This is a genomic window from Pseudomonas sp. P1.31 (genome assembly GCF_001269815.1).
Taxonomy (GTDB): domain Bacteria; phylum Pseudomonadota; class Gammaproteobacteria; order Pseudomonadales; family Pseudomonadaceae; genus Aquipseudomonas; species Aquipseudomonas rustica.
Genome location: NZ_LHVN01000023.1, coordinates 36,194 through 52,376, shown reverse-complemented (window position 1 = coordinate 52,376; position 16,183 = coordinate 36,194). Strand labels below are relative to the sequence as shown.

15 protein-coding genes are annotated in these 16,183 nt (G+C 60.0%); 3 read left to right on the top strand and 12 right to left on the bottom strand.

What is annotated here, in order from left to right; genetic code table 11:
• Nucleotides 1–2: 2 nt before the first annotated feature.
• The 3 genes from AD669_RS15210 to ribBA form a co-directional block, all read right to left on the bottom strand.
• Nucleotides 3–950 (bottom strand): ABC transporter permease, encoded by a 948-nt coding sequence (locus AD669_RS15210; RefSeq protein WP_053121191.1) that lies wholly within the window; start codon nucleotides 948–950, stop codon nucleotides 3–5.
• Nucleotides 947–1,972 (bottom strand): ABC transporter substrate-binding protein, encoded by a 1,026-nt coding sequence (locus AD669_RS15205; protein ID WP_053121189.1) that lies wholly within the window; start codon nucleotides 1,970–1,972, stop codon nucleotides 947–949. Before AD669_RS15205 ends, AD669_RS15210 begins: the two co-directional genes overlap by 4 nt.
• Before the next feature lie 305 nt (nucleotides 1,973–2,277).
• Nucleotides 2,278–3,387, bottom strand: coding sequence for a bifunctional 3,4-dihydroxy-2-butanone-4-phosphate synthase/GTP cyclohydrolase II (ribBA, locus tag AD669_RS15200; RefSeq protein WP_053121187.1), 1,110 nt, complete (start codon nucleotides 3,385–3,387; stop codon nucleotides 2,278–2,280).
• 68 nt (nucleotides 3,388–3,455) lie between these two features.
• Between ribBA and AD669_RS15195 the strand changes: the two genes are divergently transcribed.
• Nucleotides 3,456–3,752, top strand: coding sequence for a DUF1330 domain-containing protein (locus AD669_RS15195; RefSeq protein WP_053121186.1), 297 nt, complete (start codon nucleotides 3,456–3,458; stop codon nucleotides 3,750–3,752).
• 124 nt (nucleotides 3,753–3,876) lie between these two features.
• Here AD669_RS15195 and AD669_RS15190 read toward each other — a convergent pair whose 3' ends face one another.
• The 7 genes from AD669_RS15190 to AD669_RS15160 form a co-directional block, all read right to left on the bottom strand.
• On the bottom strand, nucleotides 3,877–4,440 hold the full coding sequence (locus AD669_RS15190; protein WP_053121184.1) for an NUDIX hydrolase: 564 nt from the start codon (nucleotides 4,438–4,440) through the stop codon (nucleotides 3,877–3,879).
• A 1-nt stretch (nucleotide 4,441) separates the two neighbouring features.
• Complete coding sequence (locus AD669_RS15185; RefSeq protein ID WP_053121182.1) at nucleotides 4,442–5,206, bottom strand: GntR family transcriptional regulator; 765 nt, start codon at nucleotides 5,204–5,206, stop codon at nucleotides 4,442–4,444.
• A 42-nt stretch (nucleotides 5,207–5,248) separates the two neighbouring features.
• A complete protein-coding gene (locus AD669_RS15180; protein ID WP_053121180.1) occupies nucleotides 5,249–5,653 on the bottom strand; it encodes a carboxymuconolactone decarboxylase family protein in 405 nt (134 codons plus the stop codon).
• 128 nt (nucleotides 5,654–5,781) lie between these two features.
• Complete coding sequence (locus AD669_RS15175) at nucleotides 5,782–6,267, bottom strand: flavin reductase family protein (protein WP_053121178.1); 486 nt, start codon at nucleotides 6,265–6,267, stop codon at nucleotides 5,782–5,784.
• A 12-nt stretch (nucleotides 6,268–6,279) separates the two neighbouring features.
• Complete coding sequence (locus tag AD669_RS15170; RefSeq protein WP_053121176.1) at nucleotides 6,280–7,761, bottom strand: aldehyde dehydrogenase; 1,482 nt, start codon at nucleotides 7,759–7,761, stop codon at nucleotides 6,280–6,282.
• Complete coding sequence (locus AD669_RS15165) at nucleotides 7,758–8,591, bottom strand: alpha/beta fold hydrolase (RefSeq protein ID WP_053121174.1); 834 nt, start codon at nucleotides 8,589–8,591, stop codon at nucleotides 7,758–7,760. The genes AD669_RS15170 and AD669_RS15165 overlap by 4 nt, the downstream gene beginning before the upstream one ends.
• A gap of 31 nt (nucleotides 8,592–8,622) precedes the next feature.
• Nucleotides 8,623–9,213, bottom strand: coding sequence for an amino acid synthesis family protein (locus tag AD669_RS15160; protein ID WP_007917992.1), 591 nt, complete (start codon nucleotides 9,211–9,213; stop codon nucleotides 8,623–8,625).
• Nucleotides 9,214–9,662: 449 nt separating this feature from the next.
• Between AD669_RS15160 and AD669_RS15155 the strand changes: the two genes are divergently transcribed.
• On the top strand, nucleotides 9,663–10,706 hold the full coding sequence (locus tag AD669_RS15155) for a YCF48-related protein (protein WP_053121172.1): 1,044 nt from the start codon (nucleotides 9,663–9,665) through the stop codon (nucleotides 10,704–10,706).
• Nucleotides 10,703–13,087: an RND family transporter gene (locus AD669_RS15150; protein WP_053121170.1), complete on the top strand. Its 2,385-nt coding sequence runs from the start codon at nucleotides 10,703–10,705 to the stop codon at nucleotides 13,085–13,087. The genes AD669_RS15155 and AD669_RS15150 overlap by 4 nt, the downstream gene beginning before the upstream one ends.
• Before the next feature lie 262 nt (nucleotides 13,088–13,349).
• On the opposite strand, the gene AD669_RS15145 is transcribed toward AD669_RS15150, so the two are convergent.
• Complete coding sequence (locus AD669_RS15145; protein ID WP_053121168.1) at nucleotides 13,350–14,069, bottom strand: FadR/GntR family transcriptional regulator; 720 nt, start codon at nucleotides 14,067–14,069, stop codon at nucleotides 13,350–13,352.
• Between the two features lie 185 nt (nucleotides 14,070–14,254).
• Nucleotides 14,255–15,991, bottom strand: coding sequence for an IlvD/Edd family dehydratase (locus AD669_RS15140; protein ID WP_053121166.1), 1,737 nt, complete (start codon nucleotides 15,989–15,991; stop codon nucleotides 14,255–14,257).
• Nucleotides 15,992–16,183: the final 192 nt, after the last annotated feature.

Genomic DNA, 16,183 nt, shown 5'->3' with positions numbered 1-16,183 from the left:
GCTTACCTCGCGTTACTGGCGCCAACCGGGGATTCCGGTTGAAGCTTCAGGTAGAAGTAGAACAGCACCAAAGTGATCGCGATCAGCAACGCGGCGCCGGCACTGGCCAGGCCCCAGTTGAGGAACGATTGCACCTGCTGAATGATGAACTCCGGCAGCATCATGTTCTGCGCCCCGCCGAGCAGCGCCGGGGTCACGTAGTAACCGAGCGACATGACGAACACCATCAAACCACCGGAGGCCAGACCCGGCCGGCACAGCGGCAGGAACACCCGGAAGAAGTTGCTCCACGGACTGGCGCCGCAGATCGAGCCGGCCTGCAGGATCATCGGGTCGATGGCCTGCATGGTCGCCTGCAACGGCAGCACGATGAACGGAATCATGATGTAGCTCATGCCGATCACCACGCCGGTGAGGTTGTGCACCATCTCCAGCGGCTGATCGATGATGCCCATCGCCATCAACGCCTTGTTGATCACGCCCGACGCTTGCAGCAACACCAGCCACGAATAGGTGCGGGCGAGCAGGCTGGTCCACATCGACAGCAGCACGATGTTGAGGATCCAGCGCCCCCAGCCGCGCGGCACCAGAGTGATCGCCCAGGCCAGCGGAAAGCCCAGCAGCAGGCTGAACAGCGTTACCAGCCCGGCCACCGAAAAGGTGTTGAGCAGGACGCGGGCATAGGCCGAGTTGGCGAACAGTTGTTCATAGTTGCCGAGGCCTGGCGTCGGTTCGAGCACGCCGCGCAGCAGCAGGCCAATCAACGGCGCGAGAAAGAACAGGCCGATGAACAACAGCGCCGGCACGAGGTTGCCGGCGCCGCGCCAGCGTTGTCTGAGGGACGGGGCTTGCTGCATCGCAACCGCCTGTGTTCCGTGGGCCGAGCCGGCAGCGCTTTGGGCGCTGCCGGTGGCAGTGGAGGGACGGGACGCGGTGGCCGCCATTTTCATTTGACCAGCCATTCGTTCCACCGTGTCGCGATGGCCTGGCCGTTTTTGGCCCAGTACGCGAAATCAAGAGTGATCTGATCCTTAGCGTAGGCAGTCGGCAGGTTGGGGGCCAGCGCCGAATCCAGACGCTCCACACTGTCGAGGTTGACCGGGGCGTAGGCGGTCAGGTTGGAGAAGTCGGCCTGGCCTTTGGCGCTGCTGGCGCTGGCGAGAAACTTCATCGCTGCGTCCTTGTTTTTCGAGCCCTTTGGAATCACCAGAATGTCGGCCATGACCAGGTTCTGTTTCCAGCTCACGCCGACCGGCGCGCCGTCTTCTTGCAGGGCGTGAATGCGACCGTTCCAGAACTGGCCCATGCTCGCTTCACCGGACGCCAGCAGTTGCTGCGACTGCGCGCCGCCGCCCCACCAGACGATGTCTTGCTTGATGGTGTCGAGTTTTTTGAAGGCGCGATCCAGATCCAGCGGGTAGAGCTTGTCGGCAGGTACGCCATCGGCCAGCAGCGCCAATTCGAGCACGCCGGGGCTTGGCCATTTGTAGAGGGCGCGTTTGCCCGGGTAGGTCTTGGTGTCGAACAGGGCGCTCCAGTCCTGCGGCTTGTTGGCGCCGAGTTTGCCCTCGTTGTAACCGAGGACGAAGGAGAAGAAGAACGAGCCAACGCCGTAATCGCTGACGAAACGCGGGTCGATCTTGTCGCGCTGGATGACTTTGAAATCGAGGGGTTCGAGCAGGCCTTCAGCGGCGGCGCGCAGGGCGAAATCGGCTTCGACATCGACCACGTCCCACTGCACGTTGCCGCTCTCGACCATGGCTTTGAGTTTGCCGTAGTCGGTCGGGCCGTCCTGCACGACGGTGATGCCGCTGGCCTTGCTGAACGGATCGGCCCAGGCCTGTTTCTGCGCGTCCTGGGTGCTTCCGCCCCAGCTGACGAAGTTCACGCTGTCGGCCGCCATTGCAGCCTGGCCGGTGACGCTGAGCAGTCCCGCAAAAAAGATCGCGGTTGCAGCTTTGTTCAACACCATGTTCACGCCCTCATTGTTGTGTTTTTGAGCGGGCTTGCGTTGTTGCCCGCCTATCGGGAGCAGTAGATGGACGTTCGTTGGAGTGTCCGGTCTATGGAATATCATATTATGGTATTCCAAACTTTGTGCAAGCACTTTGCCTTACCGGTTATCTGGCGGAGCTGCTTTTTGTGGCTTGAAATGCGAAACACTGTGGGAGCGAGCCTGCTCGCGAAAGCGGTGGATCAGCCAACATCTCCAGCGACTGAAACCCTGCTTTCGCGCGAGCAGGCTCGCTCCCACACTGGATTTGCGGAGGTTTCGGGTTATTCGGTGAAGGGGATGCTTTCGACGACTTCCAGGTCATACCCGGTCAGGCCGGCGTATTTCAGAGGAGGGCCTAGGTGACGCAGCTTACCCACCCCCAGATTCTGCAAAATCTGCGCCCCAGTCCCCACCTCGGAATAAATCCGCGATTGCGAACGACTGAACTGCCTTGGCGGCTGGGTCAATTGCGGCACTCGCTCCAGCAACGCCTGCGACGACTCGTGATTGGCCAACACCACCACAACCCCATGCCCCTCAGCCGCGACCCGTTGCAACGCCGCCCACAACGTCCAGTTGGTCGGCCCGCTGTACTCGGCGCCAACCAGATCCCGCAGCGGATCAATCACATGCACACGCACCAGCGTCGGCTCTTCGCGGCGCAGATCGCCCATGACCATCGCCATGTGTACACCGCCCTCGATGCGATCCTCAAAGGTGATCAAACGGAACGTGCCATGCACCGTCGGCAGCTCACGTTCGCCAATCCGCTCGATGGTGTGTTCGGTGCTCAGGCGATAGTGGATGAGGTCGGCGATGGTGCCGATCTTGATCCCGTGCTTGCGCGCAAACACTTCGAGATCCGGACGTCGCGCCATGGTGCCGTCGTCATTCATCACCTCGACGATCACCGATGCCGGCGTAAACCCGGCGAGGCGTGCCAAATCACAACCCGCTTCGGTATGCCCGGCGCGGGTCAGCACGCCACCTTCCTTGGCGCGCAGCGGGAAGATATGGCCGGGCTGCACCAGGTCTTCAGCGCGGGCATTCGGAGCAACGGCGGCGGCAACGGTGCAGGCGCGATCCGCTGCCGAGATACCGGTGGTCACGCCAACTGCCGCTTCAATCGACACTGTAAACGCGGTGCTGAACACGCTGCCGTTGGCCGGCACCATTTGCTCAAGACCCAGACGCTGGCAGTGGTCGTCGGTCAGCGTCAGGCAAATCAGCCCGCGTGCTTCACGGGCCATAAAGCTGATCGCTTCTGGCGTGCAACGGTCGGCGGCCAGCAACAGGTCGCCTTCGTTTTCGCGGTCTTCGTCATCGACCAGCAAAACCATTTTGCCGAGACGATAATCTTCGATGATTTCTTCGATGCTGTTGAAGGCCATGCTGGACTCTCAGGGTTCGTTGGAAATATATTGGTATACCATAATACAAAATCAACAAAGAGGTCACTATGAAGGCGTACTGGATTGCTCATGTGGACATCGCCGATGCCGATCACTACAGCCAATACACCCAGCGCGCCCCGGCGGCTTTCGCAGCGTTCGGCGCGAAATTTCTGGCGAGGGGCGGGCGCAGCGAAGCGATGGAAGGGCGCAAGACGCCACAGCGCAGCGTGGTGATTGAGTTTGAGAGCTACGAAAAAGCCGTGGCGTGCTACCACTCGGCGGCGTATCAGGAGGCGAAGAGTTATCGCGAAGAATGGGCGAAGGCGGAGATCATCATCGTCGAAGGCATCGCCCCAATTTAAGCAACATCACTACCACCCTGTGGGAGCGAGCTTGCTCGCGAAGGCGTCGTGTCAGTCGATACACATGTTGAATGTCTGACCGCATTCGCGAGCAAGCTCGCTCCCACAGGGGGATAGGCAATCTTCAGCGGATAAAGTGGATCTTGCCGCTATCATCATTGCCCATGTAGATCCCATAAACCCCGGCCAGGCGCTCTTCGATATAGCGCTCAAGAATCTGTCGGATCGCCGGGTAATAGATCTGCTCCCACGGAATGTCTTCCGGCGCGAAGAACTTGTAATCCATGGTCTCCGATCCGTACTGCCCGGTAATCTCCAGCGCGATCGCGCGGAAGATGATGTACACCTCGCTGATCTTCGGCACGCTGAAAATCGAGTACGGCGAAACGATTTCCGCGCGCACGCCGCTTTCTTCCCAGACTTCACGAATGGCCGCTTGCTCAGTGGTCTCGCCGCTTTCCATAAAACCGGCGGGCAGCGTCCAGGTGCCCGGGCGCGGGGGGATCGCCCGTTGGCACAGCAGATATTTGCCGTCCTGCTCGATGATGCAGCCGGCAATGATCTTCGGATTGACGTAGTGGATGTAGCCGCAGCCGCGACACATCAGGCGCTCGTGCGTATCGCCCGCCGGTATCTGCTGACCGAGGTCAGGGCCACCGCATTTCGGGCAATAGCTCGGGCTGAACATATCAGTGACCTATACGGGGTTCTTTCAAGGCGATAGGCAGGGTCATCGCCGGCGTGCCTTTAACGACAGAGCCGGTCTCTTCCTGCTTGCGCTTGAGATAGTCGAGCGCTACCGCAGCAGCAGCGCGAACGTGATCAACACAGGCCTGATGCGCCACCAGCGGATCGCCGCTCTTGATCGCCTCGACCATTTTTTCCATTTCCTGATTACTCGCGCCGCGCCGGTTTTCCTGCGACACCGAAGTCGCACGCAGGTAGCTGATGCGAGCCTGCAACTGACGCAACTGAGTCGCCGCAACATGGTTGCCCGAGCCTTCGAGCAGCACGTCGTAGAAACCTTGCACCGAGTCGATCACCTGTTGCAGTTCGCCGTCCTTGAGGGCCTTGCGGTTCTCGTCGAGGGCTTTTTCCAGGGCTTTGATGTCCTTGGCTTTGGCGCGCAGGGTGAACAGCTGCACGATCAAACCTTCGAGTACGCAACGCAGTTCGTAGATGTCGACGGCATCGGCGAGGGTGATGATCGCCACGCGCGGGCCTTTGGCATCGGCAAACTCAACCAGACCTTCGGATTCCAGGTGACGCAAGGCCTCGCGCACGGAGGTGCGGCTGACGCCAAGGCGATCGCACAGATCGCGCTCGACCAGACGATCACCGGGCATGAGCTGGAAATTCATGATCGCGCTACGCAGTTTATCCAGCACGATTTCGCGCAGGGTAACGGGGTTGCGATTGACCTTGAAGCTGTCGTCGAGTGGCTGGCGTTTCATGGGATCCGCTCTTTCGGTTGGCTGTCCATGCCAGACGGGCATCTAAACAGCCGAGGGGTTAACTGGGGCTTCGGCGTCGGCTTCGGCGAAGGCTTCACGGGCCAGCCGGAAACTGTCCACGGCTGCCGGAACGCCGCAATAAATGCCGACCTGAAGCAGAATTTCGCGTATTTGCTCACGACTCAGGCCGTTACGCAAGGCGCCACGCACATGCAGCTTGAGTTCGTGCGGACGGTTGAGCGCCGAGATCATCGCCAGGTTGATCATGCTGCGCTCCTTGAGCGACAAACCTTCACGACCCCAGACATGGCCCCAGCAGTATTCGGTGACCATTTCCTGCAGCGGGCGGGTGAAGTCGTCGGCGTTGTCTATCGAACGCTGCACATAGGCTTCGCCCAGCACCTGAGTGCGGATCTTCAGGCCTTTTTCATACTTCTCGTTACTCATCATTCCTCCCATCACCCAATTCCCCTGTAGGAGTTGCCGAAGGCTGCGATCTTTTGATCTTGCTCTTGAAAATCAAAGTCAAAAGATCGCAGCCTTCGGCAGCTCCTACAGGGAATTGAGTGTGGCTATCAGGCCAGGGTCGGCAACGGGCCGAGCTTGCCTTTGTGGTAGATCATCGGTGTCACCGGTTGCGCGGGCAGGATCAGGTTCTTCACCGCGCCAACGATGATCGCGTGATCGCCGCCGTCATATTCACGCCACAACTCGCACTCGATGATCGCCGTGGCTTTGGCGAGAATCGGGTTACCGAGTTCGCTCAAATGCCACTCGATACCGGCGGCTTTGTCCTTGCCTTTACCGGCAAAGGCATAGGCCTCAGCCGTCTGGTCAGCCGACAGCAAATGAATCGCAAACTTCTTGCTGTCACGCAGAATCGGATAAGTGTCGGAGGCGTAGTTAGGGCAGAACAGCACCAGCGCCGGGTCAATCGACAGCGCGCTAAAAGCGCTGGCGGTGATGCCGACAATGCCGCCCTCCGGGTCAACAGTGGTAACCACCGTGACGCCGGACGGAAACGAGCTCATGACGTCTTTGTAAATGCCGGGTTCGATCATTTCGCAGGACTCCTAGCGCATCACAAACGGATCAGGCATTGGCGCCTGAGACAAGTTGATCCACACCGTTTTCAGTTCGGTGTAGGCCAGCACCGAATCGATGCCGCTTTCGCGTCCATAGCCACTGTTCTTGAAGCCGCCGATCGGTGCCATCGCTGACACCGCGCGGTAAGTGTTGACCCAGATAATCCCCGAGCGCACATCGCGAGCGAGGCGATGCGCTCGGCCCAAGTCACGCGTCCAGATGCCGGCGGCAAGGCCGAACTGCGAGTCGTTGGCGATGGCCAGCGCCTCGGCTTCATCTTTAAAGCGAATGACCGAAGCCACCGGGCCAAAGACTTCTTCCTGCATGATCTTCATCGAATTGCGATCGCATTCGAACAGCGTTGGCTCGTAGAACCAGCCGTCACCGAGATCGGTCGGCCGCTTGCCGCCAGTGCGCAACCGCGCGCCCTCAGCGATGGCATCAGCGACCAGACCTTCGACCACCGCCAGTTGCTGCGCGGTCGCCATCGGCCCCATTTCACTGGCGTCTTCCTGCGGGTTGCCGATGCGAATGCGCTGGGCGCGTTCGACCAGGCGATTGACGAATTCGTCGTAGATTTCGTCCTGCACCAAAAGGCGCGAGCCAGACACGCAACTCTGCCCGGACGCCGCATAAATCCCGGCAATCGCGCCGTTGATCGCGCTGTCGAGATCGGCGTCGGCGAAGATGATGTTCGGCGACTTGCCACCCAGTTCCAGCGACAGCTTGGCGAAGTTCTCGGCGCTGCTGCGCACCACATGCCGTGCCGTCGCCGCGCCGCCGGTGAAGGCGATTTTGCGGATCAGCGGATGGCGGGTGAGGGCGGCGCCGGTGCTCGGGCCGTAACCGGTGACGACGTTGACCACACCCGGCGGAATCCCGGCTTCGAGGGCCAGACGCGCCAGTTCCAGAATCGTCGCCGAGGCGTGCTCGGACGGCTTGATCACAATCGTGTTGCCAGCGGCGAGGGCCGGGGCGAGTTTGATCGCGGTCAGATACAGCGGGCTGTTCCACGGAATGATCGCCGCGACCACACCCATCGCTTCGTGCACGGTGTAGGCGAACAGATCGGGCTTATCCAGCGGCAGCGTGCCGCCTTCGAGCTTGTCGGCAAGACCGGCGGTGTAGTGGAAAAATTCGGGCAGATAGCTGACCTGGCCACGGGTTTCGCGGATCAGTTTGCCGTTGTCGCGGCTTTCCAGCTGCGCCAGTTGTTCTTTATTTTCGGCGATCAAGTCACCGAGACGGCGCAGCAACTTGCCCCGTGCGGTGGCGGTCAGGCCGCGCCATGCCGGGCTGTCGAAAGCAGTCTGTGCCGCTTGCACGGCGCGTTCGACGTCCGCTTCATCAGCGTCAGGCAATTCTGCCCAGGCTTGCGCGGAGGCCGGGTTGAGGCTTTCGAAAGTCTTGCCGGAGAGGGCGTCGACCCATTCTCCGCCGATGCACATCTGGAAGCGTGCGAGTGTCATGCAACGATCCCCTGTATAGGGTTTTGTCGGGAGTGTGCGAATTGGAGAAATTCCAGCAGCGTCTGATTGACCAGACGCGGCGACTCTACGGGCATCATATGCCGTTGCTCGGCCAGCACGGCAACCTTCGCACCGGGGATGCGTCGGGCCAGTTGCTCGGCCATTTCCGGGGTCGAACCCGGGTCGAGTTCGCCGGTGGCGATCAGCGTCGGCGCTTGAATACTGCCCAAGTCGTCGACGCGGTACATGTCTTGGGTGGCGAACAATTCATAAGTGGTCAGGTAGCCCTGCGGATCATTACCGGCGAGGGTCTGACGGATCGCCGCGATCTGCGCCGGGTTGGCCGCCTGATACTCGCGGCTGAACCAGCGTGACAGCGCCGCTTCGGCATTGGCGTCCGGGCCGTGCTCGGCTGCTTGCGCGGTGCGAGCGATGACGCCGGCTCGCTGTTCTTCGCTGCGGTTGAACACGCTGTTCAACACCACCAGGCTTTGCAGGCGCTGCGGGTAATGCAGGGCAAAGGCCCGCGCGACCAGACCGCCCATGGAGAAGCCGATCACCGCTGCCTGTGGCAGATTCAAGTGATCGAGCAGCTCCAGCAACTGGTCGGCGTAACCGAGCAGATTGGTGCCGCTGGCCGGTCGCGGGCTGGCGCCATGCCCGAGCATATCGTAGGCGATCACCCGGTACTGGCTAGACAGGCCGACTATCTGGCCGCCCCACATTTCTTTATTCAGGCCCACGCCGTGGATCAAAACCACGGGCTGGCCTTGGCCGGTCGCCAGGTAACTGGTGCCAGCCGGGGTGAGTTCAGCGGTGAGCCGAATCATGGAGCGCTCCTGCAATGCCTTTTTATTGTGATTACTGGGCTTTTTCGGCGGCCAGTTCTTCCAGATCGATGTAGCGGTTACCGATGCGCGGGTGCAGGCGACCACCGTCGGCGCAACCCAGCACGACAACGATTTCGTCGGCACGCGGCGCGTCTTCGATCTGCATTTCCAGGGTGATGTAGTGCGAACGCTGACCTTCGTCGTCCTTGTGCATCATCGGGATCTGGATCGAGGTGCCCGGGCCGCCGCGCTTGTTGGTGAAGCTCAGGTAGCTCTTGGCGTTGACGGCTTCGCGGTAGTGGTTGCCGAAGCGCAGGGTGTGGATCACGGCGGAGGCGTGTTCGATCTCGCCATCAGCACCGACCACGGCGGCTTTGCCGTAGGCCTCGATTTTTTCCGCACCGCCGATGATGCCGACCAGACGCTCGACCATCAGCGCACCGAGGTCGGAGCAGTTGGCGCGGATCTGCGGCTTGAGGTCTTCGACGAAACCGTTGCCCACCCAAGGGTTCTTCATCACCACGGCGAGGCCGACCATGGTCACTGGCTTGTCGGTGGCTTTGCCGCCTTCGATAAAGGTTTCTTCGACATAGCTGACGATCTTGCGAATTTCGAAACTCATGAGCTGCTCCGTAGGGGATTGAGAGTGTCTGTGCGTCTGATGGTATACCATAATACCGATCGTGCAAGTCCCCTCGATGACTTTTGCCGCATCACCCCGGCGAATGGTCATGTATTCAGATCCCGCAGCCACCACCAACCCCTGTGGGAGCGAGCTTGCTCGCGAAGAGGCCCTTTCAGTCGACATCTTCATTGCCTGACCCACCGCTTTCGCGAGCAAGCTCGCTCCCACAGGGGAATTTCTTCGTTACAGAGAGCGGCTTTCGGTTAACAAAAGATAACGTGGCGCCGATTGTCAGACGTTTCGAAAGCCCGATAGGATGAGCCAGCTTCCGAAGTGGCTCTGGATTGCGGGTTTCAGGACTATGCTTCTGATCTGCCATCAGCGGAGCACACTTGCGGCGCCCTTGAAGGCCAAATGGCCTAACAATAATAAATAGGGGAAGGTCTATGAGTCGTTGCCGCCCGCCGGCGTTACGCAACACCGCGTTGCTGGCCACAGCACTCTCTCTGCTGGGCTTTGCCACGTTGTCGGCACCCGTAATTGCCGCTGAGGCCCCGGCCGACGTGGTCTATGCCACCGAATCCAGCAAAGCCGCGAAAAGCCTGATTCTTGATGTCGTCCACGCCGGTGCGCGCCTGGTCGCGGTCGGGGATCGCGGGCACATCGTCTATTCCGAGGACCAGGGCAAAACCTGGAAGCAGGCCAAAGTGCCGAGCCGGCAACTGCTGACTTCCGTGTATTTTGCCGACGACAAACACGGCTGGGCGGTCGGCCATGACGCGCAAATCCTCGCCAGCGAAGACGGCGGTCTGACCTGGACCAAGCAATTCGAAGACCTCAAACGTGAATCGCCGCTGCTCGACGTCTGGTTCAAGGACGTCAACAGCGGCTTTGCCGTGGGCGCTTACGGTTCGCTGATGGAAACCACCGACGGTGGCAAACACTGGGAAGACGTCAGCGACCGCCTCGACAACGAAGACCAGTTCCACCTCAACGCCATCGCGGCGGTGAAAGACGCCGGACTGTTCATCGTCGGCGAGTCGGGCAGCATGTTCCGCTCCGCCGACTGGGGTCAGACCTGGGAAAAACTCGAAGGCCCGTACGAAGGCTCGCTGTTCGGCGTGATCGGCACGGCCCAGGCGCAGACCCTGCTGGCCTACGGCTTGCGCGGCAACCTCTACCGCTCCAGCGATTTCGGCAGCACCTGGGAACAGGTCGAACTGAAGGCCGCGCGCGGTGCGCTGGAGTTCGGTCTGTCCGGCGCGACCTTGCTGCCGGATGGCTCGATCGTCATCGTCGGTAACGGCGGCTCGGTGGTCAGCAGCAGCGACAACGGCGAAACGTTCAGCGTCTTCAACCGTCCGGATCGCATCTCGCTGTCTTCCGTCACCGCGGCCGGCGACGGCAACCTGATTCTGACCGGGCAGGGTGGCGTTCACACCACCCAGCCAAACGGCGCCGAAGTTAATAATAAGAAGGCGGGGCTATGACTTCCTTGATCACTCCTCAGCAGGAAAAGGCGACGTTCCTGGAACGCCTGATCTTCAACAACCGCCCGGCAGTGATTCTGATCTGTCTGGTGGTGAGCATTTTCCTGTTCTGGCAGGCGACGCTGATCCGCCCGTCGACCAGTTTCGAAAAAATGATCCCGCTCAAGCATCCGTTCATCGAGAAGATGATGGAGCACCGCAACGACCTGGCGAACCTCGGCAACACCGTGCGCATTTCGGTCGAAGCCACTGATGGCGACATCTTCTCCAAGGAATACATGGAGACCCTGCGCCAGATCAACGACGAGGTGTTCTACATTTCCGGCGTTGACCGTTCCGGTTTGAAGTCGCTGTGGAGCCCGAGCGTACGCTGGACCGAAGTGACCGAAGAGGGTTTTGCCGGCGGTGAAGTGATCCCGCAGAGCTACAACGGCTCGCAGGACAGCCTCGATCTGCTGCGCAACAACGTGCTCAAGTCCGGCCAGGTCGGGCGTCTGGTGTCCAACGACTTCAAGTCGAGCATCGTCGATATCCCGCTGCTCGAGTCGTACCCGGATCCGCAGGATCAGGGCAAGTTGCTCGCGCTGGATTACCGCCAGTTCTCCCATGAACTGGAAGACAAGATCCGCACCAAGTTCGAAGCACAAAACCCCAACATCAAGATCCACATCGTCGGTTTCGCCAAGAAGGTTGGTGACCTGATCGACGGTCTGGTGATGGTGGTGCTGTTTTTCGGCATCGCGTTTGTCATCACCCTGATCCTGCTGCTGTGGTTCACCAACTGCGTGCGCAGCACCATCGCAGTGCTGAGCACGACGCTGGTGGCGGTGGTCTGGCAGCTTGGTTTGATGCACTTCTTTGGCTTCGGACTCGATCCGTATTCGATGCTGGTGCCGTTCCTGATCTTCGCCATCGGTATTTCCCACGGCGTGCAGAAAATCAACGGTATCGCCCTGCAATCCAGTGAGGCCGATAACGCCCTGACCGCTGCGCGGCGCACCTTCCGGCAACTGTTCCTGCCGGGGATGATCGCGATTCTCGCGGATGCGGTGGGCTTCATCACGCTGCTGATCATCGATATCGGCGTGATCCGTGAACTGGCGATCGGCGCGTCCATCGGCGTCGCGGTAATCGTGTTCACCAACCTGATCCTGCTGCCGGTGGCCATTTCCTATGTCGGCATCAGTAAGCGTGCGATTGCCAAAAGCAAGAAAGACGCAAACCGCGAACACCCGTTCTGGCGTCTGCTGTCGAACTTCGCCAACCCGAAAGTCGCACGCATCTCGGTGGTGCTGGCGCTGATCGCTTTCGGTGGCGGTCTCTGGTACAGCCAGAACCTGAAAATCGGCGACCTCGACCAGGGCGCACCGGAACTGCGTCCGGACTCGCGCTACAACAAGGACAACAACTTCATCATCAACAACTACTCGACCAGTTCCGACGTGCTGGTGGTGATGGTCAAGACCAAGGCTGAAGGCTGCTCACGCTACGAAGCCATGGCGCCGATCGACGAACTGATGTGGAAGATGCAGAACACCGAGGGCGTGCAGTCGGCGATCTCCCTGGTGACCGTGTCCAAGCAGATGATCAAGGGCATGAACGAGGGCAACCTGAAATGGGAAACCCTGTCGCGCAACCCGGACGTGCTGAACAACTCGATTGCTCGCGCAGACGGCCTGTACAACAACAGCTGCTCGCTGGCGCCGGTGCTGATCTTCCTCAACGATCACAAGGCTGAGACCCTCGATCGGGCGGTGGCTGCCGTGCAGGAATTCGCCAAGGACAACAACAAGGACGGTCTGGAATTCATCCTCGCGGCCGGTAATGCCGGGATCGAAGCAGCCACCAACGAAGTCATCAAACAGGCTGAACTGACCATCCTGATTCTGGTGTACATCTGCGTGGCGGTGATGTGCATGATCACCTTCCGTTCGTGGGCCGCGACCTTGTGCATCGTCCTGCCGCTGGTGCTGACCTCGGTACTCGGCAACGCGCTGATGGCGTTCATGGGCATCGGCGTGAAAGTCGCGACGCTGCCGGTGGTGGCGCTGGGTGTGGGGATTGGCGTCGACTACGGCATCTACATCTACAGCCGACTGGAGAGTTTCCTGCGTGCGGGGCTTCCGCTGCAGGAAGCCTATTACCAGACGCTGAAATCTACCGGTAAAGCGGTGCTGTTCACCGGTTTGTGCCTGGCGATCGGCGTGTGCACGTGGATCTTCTCGGCGATCAAGTTCCAGGCCGACATGGGCCTGATGCTGACCTTCATGTTGCTGTGGAACATGTTCGGTGCGCTGTGGCTGCTGCCGGCACTGGCGAAGTTCCTGATCAAACCGGAGAAACTGGCGGGGCAGAAGGGTAACTCGCTGTTTGCGCATTGATCTGAAGGGCTGAAACGACAAAGCCGCAACCTTAGGGTTGCGGCTTTTTTTGTGGCTCAAGATCAAGAGCCCCTCACCCTAACCCTCTCCCGGAGGGAGAGGGGACTGATTGGGGGAGATTGGAGATTTACGCCGACTTGAACGGTTTGCTGTGAATCCATAATCGACTCGGTTTTTCAGGTCGATGTATGACGAAGCACAACTCGGTCAGTCCCCTCTACCTCTGGGAGAGGGCTAGGTTGAGGGCAGAGGATCTCAAGCGTTAAGTGAGTTCAGCGCCAAGCACAACACTCAAAGCACTACGCGCATCATCCAGCTGCACCAACGTCGCATGCCGAGCCCCCAGCGCATCACGGTTCTCGATCGCCGTCAAAATCGCCTTATGCCGAGGCAACGCCAATTCATGCAAATTCGGCCGCTGATTCGAATGCTTCAACGCTTCAGCAATCGCCACTGACAGCATATTGCACAGATTCGCCAGCAAATCATTGTGCGTCGCATCGGCAATCCGGCTATGGAAATCCAGATCCGGCTGCAACAAGGCTTCCGGCGTCGGCGCCGCTTCCATGCGCTGATACGCCTCACCAATCGAAGCAATATCCGCCTCGGTCGCATGCTGAGCGGCAAGGGCGGCTGCCGCCGGCTCAATAATGCTGCGCACACTGGTCAGCACATTGAAGAACTCATTCTGCGGGCTGCTTTGCATCAGCCAGTGCAGCACGTCCGGGTCGAGCATGTGCCATTCGCGGCGTGCCTTGACCACCGTGCCCACGCGCGGCCTGGAATACACCAGACCCTTGGCCACCAGCACTCGCGTGGCTTCACGCAACACCGGACGGCTGACCGCGTACTCTTCGCAGAGCAAGGCTTCGGCGGGCAGTTTGTCGTCGGGCTTGAAGCGTCCGGATACGATCTGCATGCCCAGTTCCTGGACGATGCGCGAGTGCATGCTTTTGCGGTCGGAGGGTTTGCGGTAATCCATGGGGAACGGCGCGATCCTGAGCGATGGAGATGCCGCGCATCATAGCAGGCACGGCACAATCTTGAGGCGGGTAAAGAACAACTGTGGGAGCGAGCTTGCTCGCGAAAGCGGTGGGTCAAACAACATAACTGTTGAATGTACCGCCGACTTCGCGAGCAAGCTCGCTCCCACAGGGATTTGTGTGATCAGTGAGAGTGGCGCGGCACTTCAGCCCCACGGCAACCCACCAGGAAGTCAAAGTCACACCCCTGATCCGCCTGCAGCACATGGTCGATGTACAGCTGACGATAACCGCCCACCAACAATTGCTGCGGTGGCTGCAAATCAGCCATGCGCGCTGCCAGCTCAGCATCCGGAATATCCAGGTGCAAGCGCCCGGTGGCGCAATCCAGCTCGATCCAGTCGCCTTCCTTCACCGTCGCCAAAGGCCCGCCAGCCGCCGCTTCCGGCGCCACGTGCAAAACCACCGTGCCGTACGCCGTGCCGCTCATTCGCGCATCGGAAATGCGCACCATGTCCGTCACACCCTGCGCCAACAGCTTCGCCGGCAAGCCCATGTTGCCCACTTCCGCCATGCCCGGATAACCCTTCGGCCCGCAGTTTTTCATCACCAGAATCGAATCTTTATCGACATCCAGCTCCGGATCGTTGATCCGCGCCTTGTACATATCAAAGTTCTCGAACACCACCGCGCGACCGCGATGCTGCATCAGTTCCGGCGTGGCGGCGGATGGTTTGAGCACTGCGCCCAGTGGCGCCAAATTACCGCGCAACACACAAATGCCGCCGTCGGCGCGAATCGGATTGTCGAGGGTGCGGATCACTTCGTCTTCGCCATAGATCGGCGCGTCCTTAGTGTTCTCGCCAATGGATTTGCCGTTGACGGTCAACGCATTCGGATGAGGAATCAGATTGGCTTCTCCAAGGCGACGCAACACCGCCGGCAAACCACCGGCGTAATAAAACTCTTCCATCAGGAAACGCCCGGACGGTTGCAGGTCAACGATGGTCGGCATGCCGCGCCCCATGCGCGTCCAGTCATCCAGATCCAGCTCGACGCCGATGCGCCCGGCGATGGCTTTCAAGTGAATCACCGCGTTGGTCGAACCGCCGATGGCCGCGTTCACCCGGATAGCGTTTTCAAAGGCTTCTTTGGTCAGAATTTTCGACAGCTTCAAATCTTCGCGAACCATCTCCACCGCGCGCATGCCGGACATGTGCGCCAACACATAACGTCGCGCATCCACCGCCGGAATCGCCGCGTTGTGCGGCAGCGAAGTGCCGAGTGCTTCAGCCATGCAGGCCATGGTCGACGCGGTGCCCATGGTGTTGCAGGTGCCCGCCGAACGCGACATGCCGCCCTCGGCCGCAAGGAAATCGTCGATGGTAATGGTGCCAGCCTTGACCTGTTCGCTGAGCTGCCAGACCACCGTGCCCGAGCCGATGTCCTTGCCCTTGTGCTTGCCGTTCAACATCGGCCCGCCGGTGACGACGATGGCTGGCACGTCGCAACTGGCCGCGCCCATCAGCAGCGCTGGAGTAGTTTTGTCGCATCCGGTCAGCAGCACCACGCCGTCAATCGGGTTGCCGCGAATCGCTTCTTCAACGTCCATGCTCGCCAGGTTGCGGGTGAGCATGGCGGTCGGGCGCAGGTTCGATTCGCCGTTGGAGAACACCGGGAATTCCACCGGAAAACCACCGGCCTCGATCACCCCGCGTTTGACGTGCTCCGCAATCTGGCGGAAGTGCGCGTTGCACGGGGTCAGTTCCGACCAGGTGTTGCAGATGCCGATGATCGGCTTGCCATGGAACTGGTGGTCGGCGATGCCCTGATTCTTCATCCAGCTGCGGTACATGAAGCCGTTCTTGTCGGCCGTGCCAAACCATTGGGCGGAGCGCAGGGTGGGTTTCTTATCAGACATGATCGATTCTCTTATTGTATGACTATAGTGTTCCAGCTACGGCCTAATCTAAGCGCAAAATCCTAGGTTTGGAAGTGTTGTTGGTGAATTAGTATTACTATATAGTCGTTTTCGACGGAGGGATGGCCCTGACGGTTTTCCGCGAGAGGCGTCCCCCGAGGTTCTATAAAAACAACAATCGGAGACCGATCT

Excerpts from the sequence above, each read along its gene's own strand:
- AD669_RS15145 (WP_053121168.1), bottom strand. The coding sequence starts at position 14,069 with ATGGATTACCGCAAACCCTCCGACCGCAAAAGCATGCACTCGCGCATC.
- AD669_RS15140 (WP_053121166.1), bottom strand. The coding sequence starts at position 15,991 with ATGTCTGATAAGAAACCCACCCTGCGCTCCGCCCAATGGTTTGGCACG.
- AD669_RS15185 (WP_053121182.1), bottom strand. The coding sequence starts at position 5,206 with ATGAAACGCCAGCCACTCGACGACAGCTTCAAGGTCAATCGCAACCCC.
- AD669_RS15160 (WP_007917992.1), bottom strand. The coding sequence starts at position 9,213 with ATGAGTTTCGAAATTCGCAAGATCGTCAGCTATGTCGAAGAAACCTTT.
- AD669_RS15150 (WP_053121170.1), top strand. The coding sequence starts at position 10,703 with ATGACTTCCTTGATCACTCCTCAGCAGGAAAAGGCGACGTTCCTGGAA.
- AD669_RS15175 (WP_053121178.1), bottom strand. The coding sequence starts at position 6,267 with ATGATCGAACCCGGCATTTACAAAGACGTCATGAGCTCGTTTCCGTCC.
- AD669_RS15170 (WP_053121176.1), bottom strand. The coding sequence starts at position 7,761 with ATGACACTCGCACGCTTCCAGATGTGCATCGGCGGAGAATGGGTCGAC.
- AD669_RS15155 (WP_053121172.1), top strand. The coding sequence starts at position 9,663 with ATGAGTCGTTGCCGCCCGCCGGCGTTACGCAACACCGCGTTGCTGGCC.
- AD669_RS15180 (WP_053121180.1), bottom strand. The coding sequence starts at position 5,653 with ATGAGTAACGAGAAGTATGAAAAAGGCCTGAAGATCCGCACTCAGGTG.
- AD669_RS15210 (WP_053121191.1), bottom strand. The coding sequence starts at position 950 with ATGAAAATGGCGGCCACCGCGTCCCGTCCCTCCACTGCCACCGGCAGC.
- AD669_RS15165 (WP_053121174.1), bottom strand. The coding sequence starts at position 8,591 with ATGATTCGGCTCACCGCTGAACTCACCCCGGCTGGCACCAGTTACCTG.
- AD669_RS15195 (WP_053121186.1), top strand. The coding sequence starts at position 3,456 with ATGAAGGCGTACTGGATTGCTCATGTGGACATCGCCGATGCCGATCAC.
- AD669_RS15205 (WP_053121189.1), bottom strand. The coding sequence starts at position 1,972 with ATGGTGTTGAACAAAGCTGCAACCGCGATCTTTTTTGCGGGACTGCTC.
- ribBA (WP_053121187.1), bottom strand. The coding sequence starts at position 3,387 with ATGGCCTTCAACAGCATCGAAGAAATCATCGAAGATTATCGTCTCGGC.
- AD669_RS15190 (WP_053121184.1), bottom strand. The coding sequence starts at position 4,440 with ATGTTCAGCCCGAGCTATTGCCCGAAATGCGGTGGCCCTGACCTCGGT.